The sequence below is a fragment of the Cytophagales bacterium genome (assembly GCA_033344775.1).
Classification (GTDB): domain Bacteria; phylum Bacteroidota; class Bacteroidia; order Cytophagales; family Cyclobacteriaceae; genus JAWPMT01.
In genome coordinates, this window is the sequence record JAWPMT010000007.1 from 527752 (window position 1) to 546208 (window position 18457).

At 42.8% G+C, this 18457-nt stretch carries 13 protein-coding genes; 4 read left to right on the top strand and 9 right to left on the bottom strand.

The features are described from left to right. Nucleotides 1-108 precede the first annotated feature (108 nt). Nucleotides 109-2913 (bottom strand): carbohydrate-binding protein, encoded by a 2805-nt coding sequence (locus R8G66_34295; protein MDW3197487.1) that lies wholly within the window; start codon nucleotides 2911-2913, stop codon nucleotides 109-111. A 486-nt stretch (nucleotides 2914-3399) separates the two neighbouring features. Between R8G66_34295 and R8G66_34300 the strand changes: the two genes are divergently transcribed. Continuing rightward, nucleotides 3400-6267: a triple tyrosine motif-containing protein gene (locus R8G66_34300; GenBank protein ID MDW3197488.1), complete on the top strand. Its 2868-nt coding sequence runs from the start codon at nucleotides 3400-3402 to the stop codon at nucleotides 6265-6267. A gap of 70 nt (nucleotides 6268-6337) precedes the next feature. Here the strand turns inward: R8G66_34300 and R8G66_34305 are convergent, their stop codons facing one another. The 5 genes from R8G66_34305 to R8G66_34325 all read right to left on the bottom strand — a co-directional run bounded on the left by R8G66_34305 (nucleotide 6338) and on the right by R8G66_34325 (nucleotide 11742). After that, nucleotides 6338-8233 carry a monovalent cation:proton antiporter-2 (CPA2) family protein gene (locus tag R8G66_34305; GenBank protein ID MDW3197489.1) on the bottom strand — a complete coding sequence of 632 codons (1896 nt, stop codon included), beginning with the start codon at nucleotides 8231-8233 and terminating at the stop codon, nucleotides 6338-6340. After that, nucleotides 8230-8835 (bottom strand): NAD(P)H-dependent oxidoreductase, encoded by a 606-nt coding sequence (locus tag R8G66_34310; GenBank protein ID MDW3197490.1) that lies wholly within the window; start codon nucleotides 8833-8835, stop codon nucleotides 8230-8232. The genes R8G66_34305 and R8G66_34310 overlap by 4 nt, the downstream gene beginning before the upstream one ends. A 109-nt stretch (nucleotides 8836-8944) precedes the next feature. Then, nucleotides 8945-9688, bottom strand: coding sequence for a SpoIIE family protein phosphatase (locus R8G66_34315; protein MDW3197491.1), 744 nt, complete (start codon nucleotides 9686-9688; stop codon nucleotides 8945-8947). A 5-nt stretch (nucleotides 9689-9693) separates the two neighbouring features. Further along, nucleotides 9694-10065: a response regulator gene (locus R8G66_34320; protein MDW3197492.1), complete on the bottom strand. Its 372-nt coding sequence runs from the start codon at nucleotides 10063-10065 to the stop codon at nucleotides 9694-9696. A gap of 348 nt (nucleotides 10066-10413) precedes the next feature. Beyond that, a complete protein-coding gene (locus tag R8G66_34325) occupies nucleotides 10414-11742 on the bottom strand; it encodes a phosphatidylserine decarboxylase (protein MDW3197493.1) in 1329 nt (442 codons plus the stop codon). A 220-nt stretch (nucleotides 11743-11962) separates the two neighbouring features. Here R8G66_34325 and R8G66_34330 point away from each other — a divergent pair, with 220 nt between their 5' ends. From R8G66_34330 to R8G66_34340, 3 genes are all read left to right on the top strand, one after another. After that, a complete protein-coding gene (locus R8G66_34330; GenBank protein ID MDW3197494.1) occupies nucleotides 11963-13099 on the top strand; it encodes a putative porin in 1137 nt (378 codons plus the stop codon). A 280-nt stretch (nucleotides 13100-13379) separates the two neighbouring features. Beyond that, nucleotides 13380-14384 carry a VCBS repeat-containing protein gene (locus R8G66_34335; protein MDW3197495.1) on the top strand — a complete coding sequence of 335 codons (1005 nt, stop codon included), beginning with the start codon at nucleotides 13380-13382 and terminating at the stop codon, nucleotides 14382-14384. A gap of 179 nt (nucleotides 14385-14563) precedes the next feature. Further along, a complete protein-coding gene (locus R8G66_34340; protein ID MDW3197496.1) occupies nucleotides 14564-15388 on the top strand; it encodes a hypothetical protein in 825 nt (274 codons plus the stop codon). 181 nt (nucleotides 15389-15569) lie between these two features. Here R8G66_34340 and R8G66_34345 read toward each other — a convergent pair whose 3' ends face one another. The 3 genes from R8G66_34345 to R8G66_34355 form a co-directional block, all read right to left on the bottom strand. Continuing rightward, on the bottom strand, nucleotides 15570-16088 hold the full coding sequence (locus tag R8G66_34345; GenBank protein MDW3197497.1) for an RNA polymerase sigma factor: 519 nt from the start codon (nucleotides 16086-16088) through the stop codon (nucleotides 15570-15572). Between the two features lie 223 nt (nucleotides 16089-16311). Further along, nucleotides 16312-17454 carry a hypothetical protein gene (locus tag R8G66_34350; GenBank protein ID MDW3197498.1) on the bottom strand — a complete coding sequence of 381 codons (1143 nt, stop codon included), beginning with the start codon at nucleotides 17452-17454 and terminating at the stop codon, nucleotides 16312-16314. 86 nt (nucleotides 17455-17540) lie between these two features. Beyond that, nucleotides 17541-18350 carry a patatin-like phospholipase family protein gene (locus R8G66_34355; protein MDW3197499.1) on the bottom strand — a complete coding sequence of 270 codons (810 nt, stop codon included), beginning with the start codon at nucleotides 18348-18350 and terminating at the stop codon, nucleotides 17541-17543. Between the last annotated feature and the right edge of the window lie 107 nt (nucleotides 18351-18457).

Genomic DNA, 18457 nt, shown 5'->3' on the forward strand with positions numbered 1-18457 from the left:
CTGACTGAACCGGAAAGTTTTCTGGTTAATCTTGGGGGCAATCATCATGAAATAGCCGGAGAATTGGCTTCCCCGGCTATATGGATCGATGAGCTGGTTTAGCTGGTTCTAATGCTTGATCATTCTCTTGATCTGTACTGTGTCATTTTCTCTTAGGTGAATGAAGTAAATTCCTGGCTTTAGACGGCTCACATCAATATTGGTATGTCCAGAGATCAGGGTAGGCTTCATTTGTAACTGGCCTGCCAAATTGAGAATGGATACATACGTATCTGCGTTCTGTCCAGTGTGTTGGATTTGCAATTGATCCGCTACTGGGTTTGGATATATCAAAAACCGTGATTGTTCCTCAATTGGGGTTTCCTGAATGCTACTTTTCACCTGATTGGACGCAGCCCTGCTACCAGTAGCCGAATTGATCAGTTCAAAGCTCCACCAATTGATATTGAATCCTCCGCTCGAGGCATACAGCGCATAATTTTGTGGACCAGCTTGCAGGTCAACCGTTGTGCTAATGGTTTGCCAGTTTTGCCACCAGCCAGTATTGGGTACGTTCGTAGTTTGCAGGTCGGAGGAATTCTGACTGAAAATGATTTGACCCGTACTGTTAGGACTAGCGATTCGATATTGGATTTCGTAGGTGCCTGATACCGGAATATTGACATTATAGGACATCCAATCTCCATTGTCAATCCACCCTACATTTTGTCCTCCATTGATGTCTGTGGTACTTTCTACTCCTACTCCCCACATCGAAGCGTAAGATTCTGCTTCGATATAATGGGTCATCGCGGAAGTCATAGCTGTGGTACTTGATACTACTGACTTATTGTTAGCAGCATCCAGGGCAAACAGGTCAAACTCATACGTCGTGGATGAAGATAAGCCTGTCACTTCGAAGCTCAATGCAGAAGTAGACGCTTCAAAAATTCCATCCACAAATATTTCATATCCTGTTACACCTACATTGTCCGTGGCAGCGTCCCAATTCAATTGGACAGAGGTTGTGGATGCGTTCGCAATGAGATTACTAACCGGTGAGGGCGCTTCAAAATCGGGCGCTTGATAAGTGATTCGAAACCAATTGATGTTAAATGGTCCACTGTTTACATATATAACATAGCTGGAATTGGAATTATCCAATTCTGCGGTCGTGGAAACAGTCGTCCAATTCTGCCATCCTCCAGTGTTTGGCACATCTGTCACCTCAATATCAGTCGAATTCTGGCTGAGTACCAACTGTCCTGTTGCAGCCGCACTCGCAACCCGGTATTCTATCAGGTAAGTTCCACTTGCTGGAAGGTTGATGTTGTAGCTCATCCAGTCACCATTATCTAGCCATCCTACATTCTGTCCGCCTCCGGCATCGGTGGTCGATTCGGTTTGCACGCCTAACATATCAATGTAATCTTCCGCCTCAATCTGTACGTTGAATCCTATAGGTATAGTGTTCAACTCAAACCAATTGAGGTTAAATCCGCCCGTTACCGCGACTAACTTGAGGGTTTTTTCTCCTGTACCGAGCGTAAGTGGTAAACTGATGGTTTCCCAGGTTTGCCATCCTCCTGTTGCCTGAACGTCAACAGTGGCAAGCAGCAGATCATTTTCATCGAGGATTTGTAAAGCGCCTGCTTCGGGATCAGCTGAGGCCACCCTTAGGTACATGTGATACTCACCTGTGGTAGGTACATCCAGGTGATATTCCATCCAGTCACCATCGTCCACCCAGCCGACATTCTGATCGTTTGCATTACCTGAATTCGGGTCCGTACAATCTTCTAATTGTATGCCGGAGAAGTCCACAAATGACTCTGCCTCGATCCTGCCGGGTATGGTTTGAGGAACTATGACACTTGTTGTGAAACCAATGGCCGGCGAAATAGCTGAGAGATTACTTGCTACATCTCTGGTTTGTACCGAAAATTGATAATTCGTGGCTTCTGTCAAGTTATTGACGGATATTGAACTAGTTGCAGTCGTGTCTATGGCCTGACCGTCCAGGTAAATGATATAATCCTCGACACCAACATTGTCTGTGGCATGGTCCCAGGACAGGGTGCCAAATCTTGGGCCTGTGGTGGCAGAAAGGTTAGTAGCAACATTAGGGGCTACCGTATCATTGGTTGCATATCCCAGGTCATAGACCCGTATATAATCGATTTCCATCTGTTGCGGAAATGCGCCATAGTCTATTCCATTAACGCCTCCCCAATCACCTCCAACAGCAATGTTCAGGACAAAGTGAAAGTCTTTGTCAAAAGGCCAGGACTGCCATCCGGTACCGTCATTGTAGGAAGTGAAATAAAGTTGATCGTCAAAGAAAAAGTCGATTCGATCCGGATGCCATTCGCATGCGTAAGTATGGAAGTTACTCGACACATCTGAAGCATAAATAGAACCTGTTGGATTACCTCCTGTCTTAAAATTGTAATTCTCGGAGTGGGTAGAAGCGTGAACATTACCGAAATCAAATCCCACATGCTCCATAATGTCTATTTCGCCACTGCCAGGCCAGCCTCCATAGGCCCAATCAGTAGGTAGCATCCAGATTGCAGGCCAGGTCCCCACAGCATAGGGTAGCTTGGCCCGAACTTCAAATCGTCCGTATAACCATGTTCCTTTTGATAATAGTCTCCCGGAAGTGAATGTACTCCCTTCATAGTTTTCTTGGTGCGCCTGTATGATAAGTTTACCATTTTCGACTCTCGTATTCTCGGCCCGTTCGGAGGTGTAATACTGAAGCTCATTGTTGCCCCATCCATGTCCACCTACATCATAGTACCAGTCTGAACTGTCAGGTAAGCCTGTATAGTTAAAGTCTTCGGACCATACCAATTGCTGGGATGTTGCTTTTGGGGCAAAGGTCATTATTGCTACCAGCGTTATGAGGGGTAAGTAGCGCTTTATTTTCATTTTCGTAGGGTTAATTCGATTAAAAAAATACCCGACTTTCTCAAGTCAGCACACAATATTATTTCCTATATGACCCTGAAAGCAAGCTTTTTGCCCCGACACAACTACTACTTTTTGAGAAGCACCCCGATTAAAATACTCCTTTTTGTGATACTCCTTTATTAAAGCACTTAAGTCTTATTATAGCCCGGATCACGTAGTATACAGTGACCAGCTTCAAGCTTGAAAAACAGATAACATAAAACCATGATCGACCAAGGACTGCTACCATCTTGCCGGACAAACGGTTATCAATAGTGGTGAAAAAATGGTATTTTGGAAGATAAGATGCATACACCTTACCCCAGGCAAAAGCCGATGATCACGTCTACGCCTCATTGCTGGTCGAATAATGCCAATTGTGTTGCGATCGTCTTTTTGCAGCAATCCAAAATACGCGTCGCTTTATGCTTTCTCATGTGTTTAATTTACCTGTCGTTAGATTCTATGTCGCAGGTTAAAATTGAAGCAGTTCCAGCGACTATCAGCTACAGCCAGGAGGATTTTAAACCAATCACACAAACCTGGGACATTGCACAAGACAGGAGAGGGGTCATGTACTTTGCTGGAAGTGGAGGCTTGCTTGAGTTTGATGGTAAGAACTGGAATCGGTTCACACTTCCGAATAATTCAGTAGTGAGGTCAGTTTTGGCTGCATCTGATGGCAAGATCTATTTGGGAGGGTTTGAAGAGTTCGGTTATTTATTGCCAAACGTCACGGGTATGTTGACATATCACTCTTTGGCTGATCAGGTTCCGGAGCAAATGAAAGGTTATGCCGATGTTTGGAAGATCTATCAGGTAGGAGAGCAGATCGTATTTCAGACAGTTAGAAGCTTATTAATTCTTGATAACGATAAAATCAGTGGAATTGAACCGGATGAGATCATAACCGGATCGTTTCACCTCGAGGATCAAATCTATTTTCAGGAGAAAGCTGGCAGGCTATTGAAGTGGCAGAGCAACATTGTTACGGAAGTGGATCTTTCTGGAAATTCAGGACCAATCCAGGTTCGATATATTATGCCGTTTAGTAAAGACACCTCGTTGGTGGTTGCTCATGCAGGTGATTTATTCTTGCTAAGTGATGAAAACCTGACTAAGTGGGAGGTCCCGGGAGCTGAATTTATCAGACAATATCAGGTCTCCAATGCTTATCAAATTGCTGAAAATTATTACGCCTTTGGAACGGTACAAAACGGCCTAATCATCATCGATCATCATGGCGCAATTGTTCAGCTGCTCAATGAAGATATAGGACTGAACAACAATACGATCCTCTGTTCATTTCTTGATGCCCATGGTAATTTTTGGATAGGGACTAATCTGGGTATCGAATACATAGAATTGAATTCTCCTATCAGTGTCTATCACGAAAACCTTGGGATGAAATCCAGTGTCTACACCTCAGTAGTGTACGATGGTAAACTTTACATTGGCACAAACCGGGGCCTTATGTATCAGGATTGGCCATTGAAAAAAGATAAGAATGGCAGGAGTCCTGATTTTAAAATGGTGAGGAACACCGAAGGCCAGGTCTGGAATGTTGATACACTAGGAGGGCATCTCATCTGTGGGCATAATGAGGGGACTTTCATTGTTAAAGATGATGAAGCCAGACAAATCTCCGATTTTCCAGGGGGTTGGAAATTTGTACGGATCAAGAATAAGCCAGGGTTTTACATTCAGGGGACTTATAATAGTCTTCTTATCTATAAGCTTTGCCAAGATGGCCTGTGCCTGGTCAATCAGGTAGAGGGTTTCTATGAATCATCAAGAATCGTGGCCCAGGATGTTGATGGTTCATTCTGGGTTTCTCACCCCTACAAGGGCATCTATCATTTTGATTTGAATGATGATATGACCCAGGTTCAAAACCTAAAATTTTATGACGCTAAAGATAGCAGTTACCCATCCAATGTGTACCTCTACAATTTAGGAGCTGAATTAATCTTTTCAGCAACCGAGGGTATTTATAAATGGGATAAAAAGAAGGAAGCATTCTTCCCTGATGCTGCCTTGAATGAGGTCATTGGATTGAACCATCAGATTTCCCAGCTCAAAGTGGATCAGTATGGCTTCCTGACCTATCTGCAGGACGACCGTTATTACAAATTGTCCATGAATGATGATGGTACTTTCACATCAAAAAACACTTTTTTCAAAAAGGCTGATGCAGGATTTATTGGTGGATTTGAGCACACGCAGGAAATTGATTCCAATCATGTCATTATCGGAACTTCCAAAGGCTTTATACATTATGACCCGCGCTTTGGTGATGAGCTTACCTTTCCAGTAACAACACTGATCCGAGAGGTGAGGAGTGTCACTGGGGAAAGAGATAGTTTGTTATATGCCGGGGGGGACATTCTTTCATCATCAGACTCTGGTGTGCACACGGAACAAGAAATCACCAGAATTCCTTTCCAAACGCATGCTCTTTCCTTTGAATACGTCACGCCTATTTTTCAAGGTCAGGAAGAAACCCAGTACCAGTATTATATGGAGGGCTTTGATCAGGCCTGGTCTGCCTGGAGTAGCAAAACACGGAAGGAATACACCAATATTCCACCGGGGAATTACACGTTTCGGGTAAGGGCAAAATCTGTTTACGAAATATTTGGTGAGGAAGCGCAATACGCTTTCGTCATCTTAACACCCTGGTATCGTTCCCCAATCGCAAAAGGCGTTTATACGGTATTTATCCTGGTTTGCTTATTTCTGGTGGTCAAAAAAGTGAAGTTGGAATTTAGCAAACAAGAAATAAGGTTGAGACAAGAAAAAGAGCTTTTGCTGGAAAAAAAACAAGATGAATTTAATCGAAAAAAAGAAGCGGATGAGAAGTTGATGATCCAACTGAAAAATGAAAAGTTGCGTGCCGAAATGGCAAAACAACATACAGAATTAGCCTCCTATGCCATGCAAATTGCACATAAAAATGTCCTGTTGAAAGACCTTCGAAACCAGCTCTCCTCTATATCTGAAAAAGTCAATACTTCCGCTCAGGCCTTGTTGAAGAAGCTCATTCGGGATATTGAAGGAGATTTGACCCTTGACAAGGACTGGGACAACTTCAAGGTGTATTTCAATAATGTACATGGGGATTTTCTTGAAAGGATCAAAGCACGATACCCGGACCTGACCTCTACTGATCTGAAACTTTGTGCCTATGTGCGGATGAAACTTTCTTCCAAAGAAATCGCTACCCTGACGAACAATTCCATACGTGGTGTTGAGAAGGGTCGGTACAGAATTCGCAAAAAGCTAGGATTGGATCAGGGTGCCAACCTCAATGACTTCATTTTGGAAGTTTAAACCGACGAAATTATCGGATGATATGGATGTTGTGCTTCATTAACCTAATGTCTGTTCCGACAAATTTCACTTAAATTTTTGCCCCTTTTTTGATACTATCACGCAACGTTTCACTGTCCCAGGAGGTGTCTACATCAGCCAATTCGCCACGTTTGAGGTCTTCTTGCAGCAATGCTTCTTGTTGTGCGATTTCTTCTCGGGCCTTGAAAATGTATTCATCGCTGTTAAGTACTTTGTCGGCCAACCTCCTTAAGCTATTCTCATCGTATTTTTTGAAATTCTGAGCCTGACGATGTGCGGTATACTTACGATGCCCCAGAAATTGCAAGGCATCGGCACCCAATCGCACGGAGGTGTCCAGAGATTCGCGATAGATGCGATTTACGCCTGCGTTGAGCAATTGATAGGCATCCACTCTGCTCTTGGCACGTACCATCAATTCCAGATTTGGAAAGTTGTGCTTCAACATTTCTATCATCGTTAGGGTAGCCTCAGGGTCATCAATAGCTGATATCAATAAATCAGCGTCGTGAGCACCAGCCGATTCCAACAAGTCTTCGCGTGTGGCATCGCCGTAGTACACTTCGAATCCAAGCTTTCTCAGTAGGTCCACCCGGTTTGAATCATGATCCAAAATGGTGCAATGCACGCTGTTGGCGCGTAGGAACCTTCCAACGGTACTACCAAAATGACCAAAACCTACCAGGATCACTTTTTGTTGCTTATCGATGGTATCCATGGGCTTGTCCACGGACTCTTTAGTTCCAATTTTAGGGAGAATGAAACGCTCATTAAAGATAGATAAGAAAGGGGCCAGCGTCATTGAAATAGCCGTAACTACCAGAAAGAGATCCAATTGATTTTGAGACAGAATCTCAAATTGGCTTGCAAAAGACAATAATACAAAAGCGAACTCGCCCACCTGAGCTAATCCAATGGCGATGAGGAGTTTTTGATCGATCTGGATTTTGAAAATGGAGGCCACCAGATAGAGTACGATTCCCTTGATAAAAACCACCCCCAACACCATCAGGGTAACTTCCGTAGGGTTGTCGATGATCATGGTGAAATTGATGGAAGCACCTACGGCGATGAAGAACAAGCCTAAAAGGAGCCCTTTAAAAGGTTCCAGATTACTCTCCAATTCATGTTTAAACTCACTGGTTGCCAATACCACTCCTCCTAAAAAAGCACCTAATGCCGGGCTTAGCCCCACTAACTCCATCAAATAAGCGATGGCCATGACGATAAGCAAGGCGGAAGCAGAAAAGAGTTCGCGTAATCTGGTTTTGGCCACTACCCGAAGGACGGGCACAAACAAGTACCTTCCGGCCAATACCACCAACACCACGGATAATAAAACGAAAACTGTTTGCAGGCCAATGGGTAATTCATTTAATAGCGAGACATGTCCACTGTCGTGACCATCACTTGTTACTGTATCGTGAACTGAACCCAATAGAGGAACTATCGCCAACATGGGGATCACGATGATGTCTTGAAAAAGTAAGATGGAAAAAGAAGATGCCCCGTAAACCGTATCCATCAGGTTCTTCTCTTTTAGTGTTTGCAGCACAATGGCTGTGGAGGAAAGGGCCAAAGCCATGGATATGCTTAAGGAAGATTGCCATGAATAGCCTAATCCGGTTAATAGCCCAAAGCATAATAAAACGGTTATCGCTACTTGAGCACCTCCTAACCCAAGAATGGTTTTTCGCATACTCCAAAAGGCTTTGGGTTCGATTTCCAGACCGATTAGGAAGAGCATCATCACCACACCAAACTCGGCGAAATGAAGGATGTCTTCGCCTTCCTCTCCAATAAATCCCAGCAGGTAGGGTCCAATGATGATTCCGGCCAGTAGATATCCAAGTACGGAACTGAGTCCAAACTTTTTGGCAATAGGTACGCAGACTACTGCCGCGCATAGATAGATCACTGCTTGAAATAAGAAATCACCACTCATGATTGATCATTTTGAAGGATGGGTAGATCATTTAGAAACTGGCAATTGTCTCCGTCGGGTACCACAACCGCCTGGTTCATCAAAGACTGAAGTAAGCCTCGATACAACTGAACATCTTTTTCTAGAATGTCATTCGAAAGTCGATGTGTGCCCATCATGGCAAATGGTGGCAGATACTCCATTCCGCAAAGTCTTGCCGTCTGTTCAAAAGGCCTCAAAAACTCTCTGATGGTATAGTGATTTCGCCCGTCTTTGCAATAGACATCTCGCGTTCCACCCGTCGTTAGTGCATTAAAAACTTGCTTTCCTTCCAGTGCATTTCCTCCACTACCATAAGCCCATCCGAATTCCAAGACCATATCTATCCATTGTTTCAACAAAGGTGGACAGCTGTACCAATAAAATGGGTGTTGCCAGATAATGATGTCATGTTGCAACAACAATTCTTTTTCAAAACTGACATTCACATTGAAATCCGGATATTGTTCATACAGATCATGTAGGGTTACACCTTCCAATGATGAGATGCCGTTGATTAAAGCTTGATTGGCAAGTGACGCCTCATAGCGAGGATGAGCAAATAGAATGAGAATCTTTTTCACAGGTTAAAGTTCTGCTACAAATCATTGATGGGCAAACTCATTTCTTGTGATTTAGGGTCAGTATGAAAAGCTTGACTTGTAAAACTTAATTCAGTGGAAGACTAGGGTTTCAAATCCTTAACCCAACAACCAACATGTCATCCACAGGTTCATCGTCACCAAGCCAGGACTTCAGTGTGCCGGTGATCTCCTCTTTTTGAGATGTCATTGGGAGAGATGCGATTTTTTCCAGTAGTTGTTTGACATTTTTACTGCCAAATCTCTTGGAGTCCGGGCCTCCGATCATATCCGCAAACCCATCACTGGACATATAAATATTGACCGAATCGGTTTCTCCAAGGTTGAGTGAATGATTTGTGTAATTTCTGGTATAATCGAACAATTCGCCAAGTTGCAAACGGTCGGCCTTCAAGACTTCACAACTACCTTTGGTCACGCAGATCAGGTCCGTTTTCGCACCGGCAAAAACCAATGAACGACTGGTTTTACTGATCCGTAAGACCCCCATATCTGCTCCGGAACCAATGGATCGCTTCGGTTTTTCTTGAAATTGCGCTTTTATCTGCTCGTGGATGGCCGAAAGGATTTCACTGGGATCAGTCAGTCCGAGTTCGTTGATCGTGTGTTCTAATGCATGGGTGTATATACGGGTCATCATGCTGGCACCATAACCGTGGCCCATACAATCAAACACAATTACGAATAGATGTTCAGGAGTCTGATGCACCCAAAATCCATCGCCACCAACTTCTCCTATCATCGGTTGGTTGATCACAAAAGCATCCAGGATACTGGCAAGCAGCTCCTCCGGGAATAGTTGGAAATAGTTCTCTTTGGCGGCATTTGTGATCATGACCGTTATTTTTTGGCAGTTTTCATATGCCTGTCTACCACTTCTAACAATTTTTCATCGGTGAAAGGTTTGGCCAGATAGTCTACCGCACCCATTTGCAACGCTTTGTTAATGACTGTTTGTTGACCTACTGCACTCACAAAAATGACTTTTGATCGGACTTTTGAAGCTTTTAAAGCCTTGAGTACGTCGAAACCCATCATATCGGGCATAACATTATCAAGTGTAATCAAATCGGGCATCAATTGCGAAGCCATGTCTATGGCTGTTTCTCCTTGATTGGCTTCACCTATAATGGTGTAACCAGCACCACTCAAAACATTTCGGATCGTAGATCGACTGTATATTGAGTCGTCAACGATGAGTACGGTATTCATGACGGTTTATCCAACGAACTTTCAGGCTCTTTTGTTAAGCAATCGTTTTTCAGAAAGTTATGTGATTGAAGCGATAAAGGCAAATGATTACGTCGAGGTACCTCATGTTTATATTATCCACAAAAAAGAAGTTGTAAGAGGTGTTTTGGCCTTTTTACAGTGAAGAGTTGCACAATCGGAGCAATTCACTTCTTGGTTTGGATGTGTTGAAAGCAGATAAGAAGATTTCCTTTAGCTAAGAGTTTGTAAAAAATCTGTTGGTTTTGACACTGGATAGGCTGGATCATTGATCTGGTCAGGAGAAAAATAAAGGGCAGACTATCAGCAATCCGCCCTTGCTCTCAGGTGTTATTGTTCATTCTTCTCGTTCCAATAGGCGATGGTTTGGCCATATTGAAAGTGAATTGCATTGTGACCCGGGTCTTTCTTGAACAGATAAAAGTCTGGTGCCTTAGGAAGCAAGACGATGATGTCGGATCCTCCGAATTTGAATTTTCCGAATTCCTGACCTTTTACCACCATGTCGCCTTTTTTGATGCGATCGGTATCCATATGCACGCCGGAAACCTGTGCCATACCAATAGGAAGTACCGCTACTTTTCCCAAATTGGGTGCATCTACCATGATTAAGCCCCTTGCCTGATTGAATTCATAGCCATTTTCAGCTCCATCGGGGGCATTGAATTGACCGTCTTTAGACAGTTCTACATTCAGGAAAACATTGGTTTGAATGGCTTTAAAATCTACTACCTCTCCAAATACAGGGGTATGAAATCGGTGATAGTCGAATGGGTTCAGAAAGTAGTGGATAAAAGTTCCTCCATAAAATGCTTCAGCGTATTCACTTCCATCCAATAAATCGTTGATGTTACCAATGGTGTGGGTATGCTTGAGTTTGGGATTAGCAGGATTTTTCTCAGTATCAAGTACGTTACCTGCTTGATCGATGTGATAATTCATCTTGAACGTACAATCCGCAGGGGCCGTGATGGTTTGATTGTTATTGGGTTCAGCGATGGGCCGTAGAGGCGTAATCCCCGTATCCGGTGCTGCATGATTGAATTCCCGGTAGAAAAACTGGTTGAAAGTTGTCCAGGTCTTTTCATTGTCTTTGTACAAAGGGTAATTATAGACCGATACTTTTTCCCCGTCAATCACCACTTTGTCATTGGCAAATGTGGCGAGTGTCTCAGGAGTAAGAGATTCCTTCGTATCCAAATACTCGCCCCAGGCATGGGCAAATTTCTTCAGCCAATCGGAGAATTTGGGATTGTCCTGCATGGTTTTTCCCTTATACGGCTGATCTACTAACCAGTAGAACTGACACAATAAGTCATATACCTTTTGATTATAGCCATTTTTCGTACCATCACTGGTCCAGCCGCCGGGATACTCCTTACTTCTTTTTTCATCTGGAGTCAGTTTTACATACATGTTAAGGTACACGTAGTAATCGTCGATGGTGGTAGGCCATCCGTGCTCATTAAATTGCGCATTGACTGCCTTAAATAATTCAGGGTTCAAGTCCATTTTAGCTTTCGAGACTGCCTTTTTCAATGATCGCAGAAGATCCGCTTTCATGGTGGAGTCCTTATCCAAAATGTCTTTGAGTTCTTGAACTACCGGATAGTTGCCTTCTTCGGAAATGGTCAATGATTTTGTCGATGCTTCTGCCATGTTTACTATTGGTTTTAATTGTGCTGTAAACCTATCGACCTAATGAGTTAGGGTAGTACCCACATTGAAGGAATCTAATTGCTACCGCAATTGCAGTAAGGTCAGTTTTCCAATGACGATCGTTATCACCATCAAGCATGATTTATGTCATATCAATGCGTAGATACGGCTCAGCTCATTTTTTTTAAATTCCGACCGATAAGAGTGAACCTTACAACCATTGAATCAATACCATTTGCTAGTTGGCTTGATGCTCATTTCGAGCAATGTTTTGGCACAATCGGATTCCATTCCAGAGAAGTTCCAATTCAATAGCGATTTTAGATTTCGTATTGAAGAGGACTGGGATTCTCGTAAGTCAGATGGGACCTACAGACGGAACCGTTCGAGATTAAGGTGCCGGGCGAGAATTGGTTTGGAATACCGACATGATTCTCACACCTGGGTTGGCTTAAGGATACGGACGGGTGATCCCAGAAAGCAGCAAGATCCACAATTGACCCTGGGCGATGGGTTCAAAGAATTTGGCACATTGCCCATCGCTTTGGAAAAGGCCTTTTTTCATACTGAGCTGAAATCCTTTAAAATATGGCTAGGTAAAAACACCTTTCCGTTCAGGAAACAAAACGAACTCTTTTGGAGTGACAATGTATTTCCCGAAGGCGTGCATATCAACAAGTCCTTCAGGCCTGGGGCGAATTGGATGGACCTATTACAGGTCAACGCAGGACACTTCATTCTCAATACCCGCGGTGGTTCCTTTAATTCTGACTCCTATTTCCAGGGCGTTCAGGTTGCGACTCAATATTTTCAGGATAGGGTGGCCATCTGGCCTACTTTTTACCTTTTCCGTAACATTCAAAACATACCTGATGGTGCTGAAACCTTTTTTCTTGATTATTCAATATTCAGCGTTGGAGGGTATGTCAAATTGGTGAACGACCCACTGATCAAATTAGCCACTGACATGTATTACAATCTGGAGAACTATCAGACCAATGACTCTATACCACCAGCGCTACAAGATCAGGGCAAGGGAGTCACAATGAGTTTGAGTTATGGCCAACTTTCGTCAAAAGGAGACTGGTTATTTCAACTCACATACGCCTATCTGCAGCGTTATGCCGCCGTGGATTTCATGGCACAAAATGACTGGGCTCGTTGGGACTACTCGGCCTATGATTCACCCGACGGCAGACTTACTAATTTGGAAGGGATTGAAGTGACTTTGGGTACGAATATTCAGGATAAAATCACGCTGAAAGCGAAATACTACCTGGTTCGACAACTCGTTCCGATGGGTGAATTTACCGAAAACGGCCAGCGAGTTCGTTTTGATATTGACATCAGGTTTTGATGAGATGGTGCTGATCTTTCAGATTAATTGTTTTACTATTCAGTGCCAGGTTGTATGTGGAAGCTTAGGACGTTAGCCATTTTATTCGTTTTTGCTGTATATAGTAGGTTGATAAAGCCGCGCTGAATTACTTTGATGGTAAAGGGGAATGATTCTTATCTTTATTCCTGTGTTTACGAAAAAATCCATATGCTGTTTACCTGCCTTATTCATTTGCCTATACGTTTACGCCCAATCTGACTATTTTTTCAACAATGGCCGATTGATTCTTGGTACCCACATGGAGCGAACAGCTTCTGCGGATATCGGTGATATTGATCAGGATGGGGATCAGGATATTGTTATAGCCAATGGCCGCCACTGGCCCGGGCAAAATCGTATTTTTATCAATAATGGGAGAGGTGTTTTCACGGTTTCCAGGAATCTGGGGGATGAGCAGGAGACCAGTTACTCCACCGAGCTGGCAGATTTTGATGGGGATGGAGATTTGGACATTGCAGTTGGGAATGACATGGCACCCAATTACATCTTTTTGAATGATGGGTCAGGGAGGTTTCAGCGAGGACCATCCTTCGGACAAGCGTATGCACCGACCCGAAATATCGTGACCGCTGATATAGACGGAGACGGTGACATGGATATCCTCATTACCAACAGAGGCCGTGAAAATGAAATTTGTCTTAATGATGGTCAAGGCCATTTTGAGCAAACTATTGGTTTTGGGTCAACAGAGGATTCTACGATCGATGTGGAAGTGGCGGATATGGATAAAGATGGAGATCAGGACCTGGTCCTGGCCAATCGTGATGGGCAACAAAACTTCATTTATCTCAATGATGGGAAACTGAACTACTCGGAGCGAATCCCCTATGGAAGTGGGAATGATCATACCCGTTCGGTGGCTGTTACCGATATGGACAAAGATGGTTTTTTGGATGTGGTAGTCGCCAATATTCGGGCAACAAACCTCATCTACTATGGTGATCCGGAATTAAGCTTTACTCGAAAGGAAGTTTTTGACCCCCAGGAAGACCGATCTTTTGCTGTAGATACGGAGGACTTAAATGGAGATGGATTCCAGGATATATTGATCGGAAATGCTGGGCAGCCCAATCGTGTATTTATCAGGAAAGAGAATGGAGTTTGGGAAAGTATCCAGTTGAGTGATAAGGAATGGAATACCTATGACATCCAAAGTGCGGACTTGAATGGAGATGGAAAACCTGACATTCTGGAAAGCAACTCTGACGAAAAGAATGTCTATTACTTTAATCGGTATGAATAACTAATAAAATGATGTTAGATATCGATTGTGAAAGCATGAAAGAAGTGAGCTAAAGATCGTCCTATTTCAGAAAAAATGATCTATGCGTATGATTGAATTTATCTATGATCTCTTAATATGATTTTCGGCATTCGATCGTTTTGGTAGGTATAGGTAAGGATTTAAATGGTTGGTCAAGTATGAAAAAGCTAGCATTTGTATTGATAATAGCGCTTTGCTCGTGCACTTCTGATGATTCTTCAACTGTGCCGGATAAGTTGATCTTTCAATTTGAAGATGGGTTTGAGGTTACCAATAATGATTTACAACAATTATTCTCAAGCGATGGTAATCGTTGGAGTAGCATTCAACAAGTAGGTGAGAGGAATCTCATTGAAATTAATCAAAGCATCGTCTCAGATGGACAGCATTCACTCCGAGTATTTGCAGAAGCAACTGAAGACATTTTATCCAAAATGGGCATTGAAAAATTTGGATTTGAAGCATCTGAAAATTCAACGGTGAGAATAGAGGCAGATTTTTACATTGCATCTGAATTCGACCTTGAAAATCTGCTGTTAATCGATTTGGAATGTTGTTCGTGTTGGGATCCCACTGTCCCCGATAATCAATGTCCAGGCATAAGGTTGATGATGAAAGGAAATGATTTTCTATCAATTGAACGAGGTAAGATATTGGGTTCTACTTTAACGCAATCAAATGTTGTTTTTCCTCGAAATGAATGGGTAAATCTTGTTTGGGAACTAAAACTTTCGCCAAACGACGATGGAGTAAATATACTGCATATCAATGGACAAGAGGCGATTCATGCTAATGGGATGAATATGCCGAATGCGGACATTTTTAGGGAGGATGCAGCGACAGTTGGGATTAATTTTGAATTGCAAGAGCCGGTTTTATATGAAAGACTACAAATCGGTGCTACGGCTAACCCAACCGAATTTGATGTCGAAATCTTTATTGATAACTTTAAATTTTCCGTGATAGAAAAAGCAGAACCCTAGGAGTATAAAAGATAATTGGCCAAGCTACAAGATCGTAATCTTATGCGAGCTTAATGAAATGAACTGATCTATTGGGTGAATGCCTCTGCAGAGTCTAATCATTGACTTGGTAACGTCAACAACAAAAAAGGCAACCATTTCCATGATTGCCTGTCCTAACCAAATCTAAAACACAGCTATCTTAATTCATGTGGAATCTGTCGCCTCTAACCCTCATCACATATTCCTGCAGTTCGTAACGTGCAACATGAATCCTGTTTTTCACTGTGCCCAGTGGAATGTTTAGCTTCTCAGCTATTTCTTGATATTTAAACCCTTTGATGTACATCAGAAAGGGATGTTTGTGCTTTTCATCCAGTTTGTCAACGCGTGACTCCAACTCATTCAAACTTAGATTTCTTGCCCCTTCATTGCTTGAGGTGATGGTATTTAATAGATGTAGATCTTCTGAATTGTCCACATAAGTCTGTCTACGCTTGGTTTTCTGGTACTGTGTGATGAATGAATTCTTCATGATGGTAAATAACCAGGCATTCAGATTAGTACCCTCACGAAACTTATCCTTATTGGTGTAAGCCTTCACATAAGTTTCCTGCATCAAATCCTTCGCATCACTGTCGTCTTTAGTGAGCTTCATGGCAAAGCCAAACAAAGGCTTTTCATAGTTCTGTATTGCGGTGCCAAATTCTACTTCAGACATATCTAAATCATTTTATTACGCAGCAAATATATAAATGTATTCGAACTTTCAAAAAGTATTGAAAGTTATAAACGAAAAATATTGATGAATGGTTTTCTATCTGAATAGAGCGTTCAAACCTGAGTTCGATTTTAAATCACGTCAGTGGGATTTTAAAAATATTTGTGGAGTTGAGATTGATTACTCTGAATTGAGATGATCAGAAAACTGAGCCTGTCGAAGATTATTTCTCCTTTCTCGCCGAAGCAACCTGCCGGGCATAGAATTCACCCAATACCTGATTGACAGCTTTCACCTCCGTAGTATCGGTGTTTTTAGAAAGTGACACTTCTACATAGTTGTTCATTTGACTGCTGAATGCCATGAACTCACATCGATCATTGGCATCACAAACCTGCACTTCAAATACATTATTCACTTGAATCGTATCAATCTGATTTCTGGAAAAACGATATGATTTTCCATTCAGATAAATAACTGCCGACTGTTGATCCTGCTTTTTCTTTCGCCGATAAAGTATCAGCTCTCCTGCGGTGGTCTTTGCGGTCTTTCTGATCTTGTAATCACCCACCATGGCATTCAAGTCTTGCTTGGTGTAGAATCCCCGGTTATATTGGTTGACAATCAAAGTGTCGTCCGAAACCGTAGACAACAAGGTGTTGATGATCACGTCTTCGTATCCTTTGCCGGACTTTTGACTTTTCGGTTCCACGGCAATGGCCAAATTGGAGAGGATGCCATCGAGGCGTTTGTCTTGAAGGGCTGCCTGGCTTTTACTCTTATCAACTTCACGTGCCAATGAATCAATTTCTTTGGAAAAGGCGACATTTTCGTCATCTGATTCAAGTGCACCAAATGAGAGAGAAGGTATTGTTGGTGCTGTGGATTCGACCAATGAGTCCAACGATTCTTCCGTGAGTGCTACGGCATTGAAAGGAACCTCAAAGGTTTCATTTTTCTGATCAAGCACTGCCTGCAAGCTGTCCTGGAGCCTCTGGATATCATTGGCTTGTTTACCCACCTGACGATCCAGGTTTTGGTTGTAAGCGGCTAAGGCTTCCGCTTCTTTTGTCAATATTGCTACTTTATCCTGAAGTTCGGCATCCGCATTTTTCTGTAGGTTGAGCAGAGAATCTATTTTTCTTTCATAGGACTTTTTTAATGCTTCCATTTCCTGATCCGAAGCAATGCTGTCAGGTGTGGCTATTATTGCTTGTTCTTGGGTAGTCCTGGATGTTTGCTGGGACCCCTCAGGTTGACAAGACAGCAATCCGAAAATCCCTAAAAGGAAACATTTAGCAGCTAAACTCTTCCAAACTAAGAGCCCCCTTCGTTGAAAAACTGATGGACTTGACGATCCCTTCATTTAACTCAATTCAATATAAGTAGTGTAAAGATCGGCTTTTTCTTCGTCTAAAGGTATGAAGTTACGTGAGCCGGTATTTCTAAATATCAGCCGGATTTCTTTTTCGAAGCAAGTAGTTGCTTCGTATGCTCATAACCTAGATTAAATAGCTCATCAGCTTTCTTGATGTCAAACAGGTCATAATTTCCGATCCCTTCTGGCTCAATGAAAAGGGAACATTTGTGTTTATTAGCCACGGCCCTGGCATTGACGGTGATTTCAAAGGTGCGAACAGCGATGGTGAAAATACTGTTCAGCTTTTCCTTCTCCTCGATTGGGCTGATGTTGACGGCAATGATCCGGTTACAAGTTTTCTGTAAAGGTGTGATGGGCAAATTATCGATGATGCCTCCATCGGAATAGATCGAACCATTGATGTGCATCGGTTTGAAAAGAAATGGAATGCTTGATGATGCAGTAACTGCTCTTGCTAATGATCCTTCATTCAGGTATTCGATTTTACCGGTATGGAGATTGGTAGCGGAAGCATAAAATGGGATCTCCAGTTCATCAAATGTTTGGGCTTCAATTTCGGTTTCAATGAGGTTTGTCAACCCATCCAATCCAAATAAGCCAACCCTAGGAATGTTGAATTTCGAATACCCGAAGAAGTCCCGTGTTTTCAGGATCTCATGTGCGGTGATTGGATCTTTTCCACTAGCAATGAGCGCACCGGCAATAGCTCCTGCACTGGTACCGGCAATTTCATCGATTCGAACGCCCTCTTCATACAATGCTTTGATCACGCCGAGGTGAATAAATCCTTTCGCACCACCACCGCCCAAGGCAATGCCTGTCCTGGGAGTTTCCATTCCTAACCATCGCCCTAAACGCGCCTTAATTCCTTGTTTACTCACACCAGTTATTTCAATTTTTCAGAACGGAATCTAAGCAAACCATCGGTTATTCGCCAAGAGAAGAAGTAGGAATTTCATGCCTTGAAATAAGTCTTTTCTGATGTGTT

Excerpts from the sequence above, each read along its gene's own strand:
- R8G66_34295 (MDW3197487.1), bottom strand. The coding sequence starts at position 2,913 with ATGAAAATAAAGCGCTACTTACCCCTCATAACGCTGGTAGCAATAATG.
- R8G66_34335 (MDW3197495.1), top strand. The coding sequence starts at position 13,380 with ATGGAGCGAACAGCTTCTGCGGATATCGGTGATATTGATCAGGATGGG.
- R8G66_34315 (MDW3197491.1), bottom strand. The coding sequence starts at position 9,688 with ATGATCACAAATGCCGCCAAAGAGAACTATTTCCAACTATTCCCGGAG.
- R8G66_34300 (MDW3197488.1), top strand. The coding sequence starts at position 3,400 with ATGTCGCAGGTTAAAATTGAAGCAGTTCCAGCGACTATCAGCTACAGC.
- R8G66_34350 (MDW3197498.1), bottom strand. The coding sequence starts at position 17,454 with ATGAAGGGATCGTCAAGTCCATCAGTTTTTCAACGAAGGGGGCTCTTA.
- R8G66_34305 (MDW3197489.1), bottom strand. The coding sequence starts at position 8,233 with ATGAGTGGTGATTTCTTATTTCAAGCAGTGATCTATCTATGCGCGGCA.
- R8G66_34340 (MDW3197496.1), top strand. The coding sequence starts at position 14,564 with ATGAAAAAGCTAGCATTTGTATTGATAATAGCGCTTTGCTCGTGCACT.
- R8G66_34345 (MDW3197497.1), bottom strand. The coding sequence starts at position 16,088 with ATGTCTGAAGTAGAATTTGGCACCGCAATACAGAACTATGAAAAGCCT.
- R8G66_34320 (MDW3197492.1), bottom strand. The coding sequence starts at position 10,065 with ATGAATACCGTACTCATCGTTGACGACTCAATATACAGTCGATCTACG.
- R8G66_34325 (MDW3197493.1), bottom strand. The coding sequence starts at position 11,742 with ATGGCAGAAGCATCGACAAAATCATTGACCATTTCCGAAGAAGGCAAC.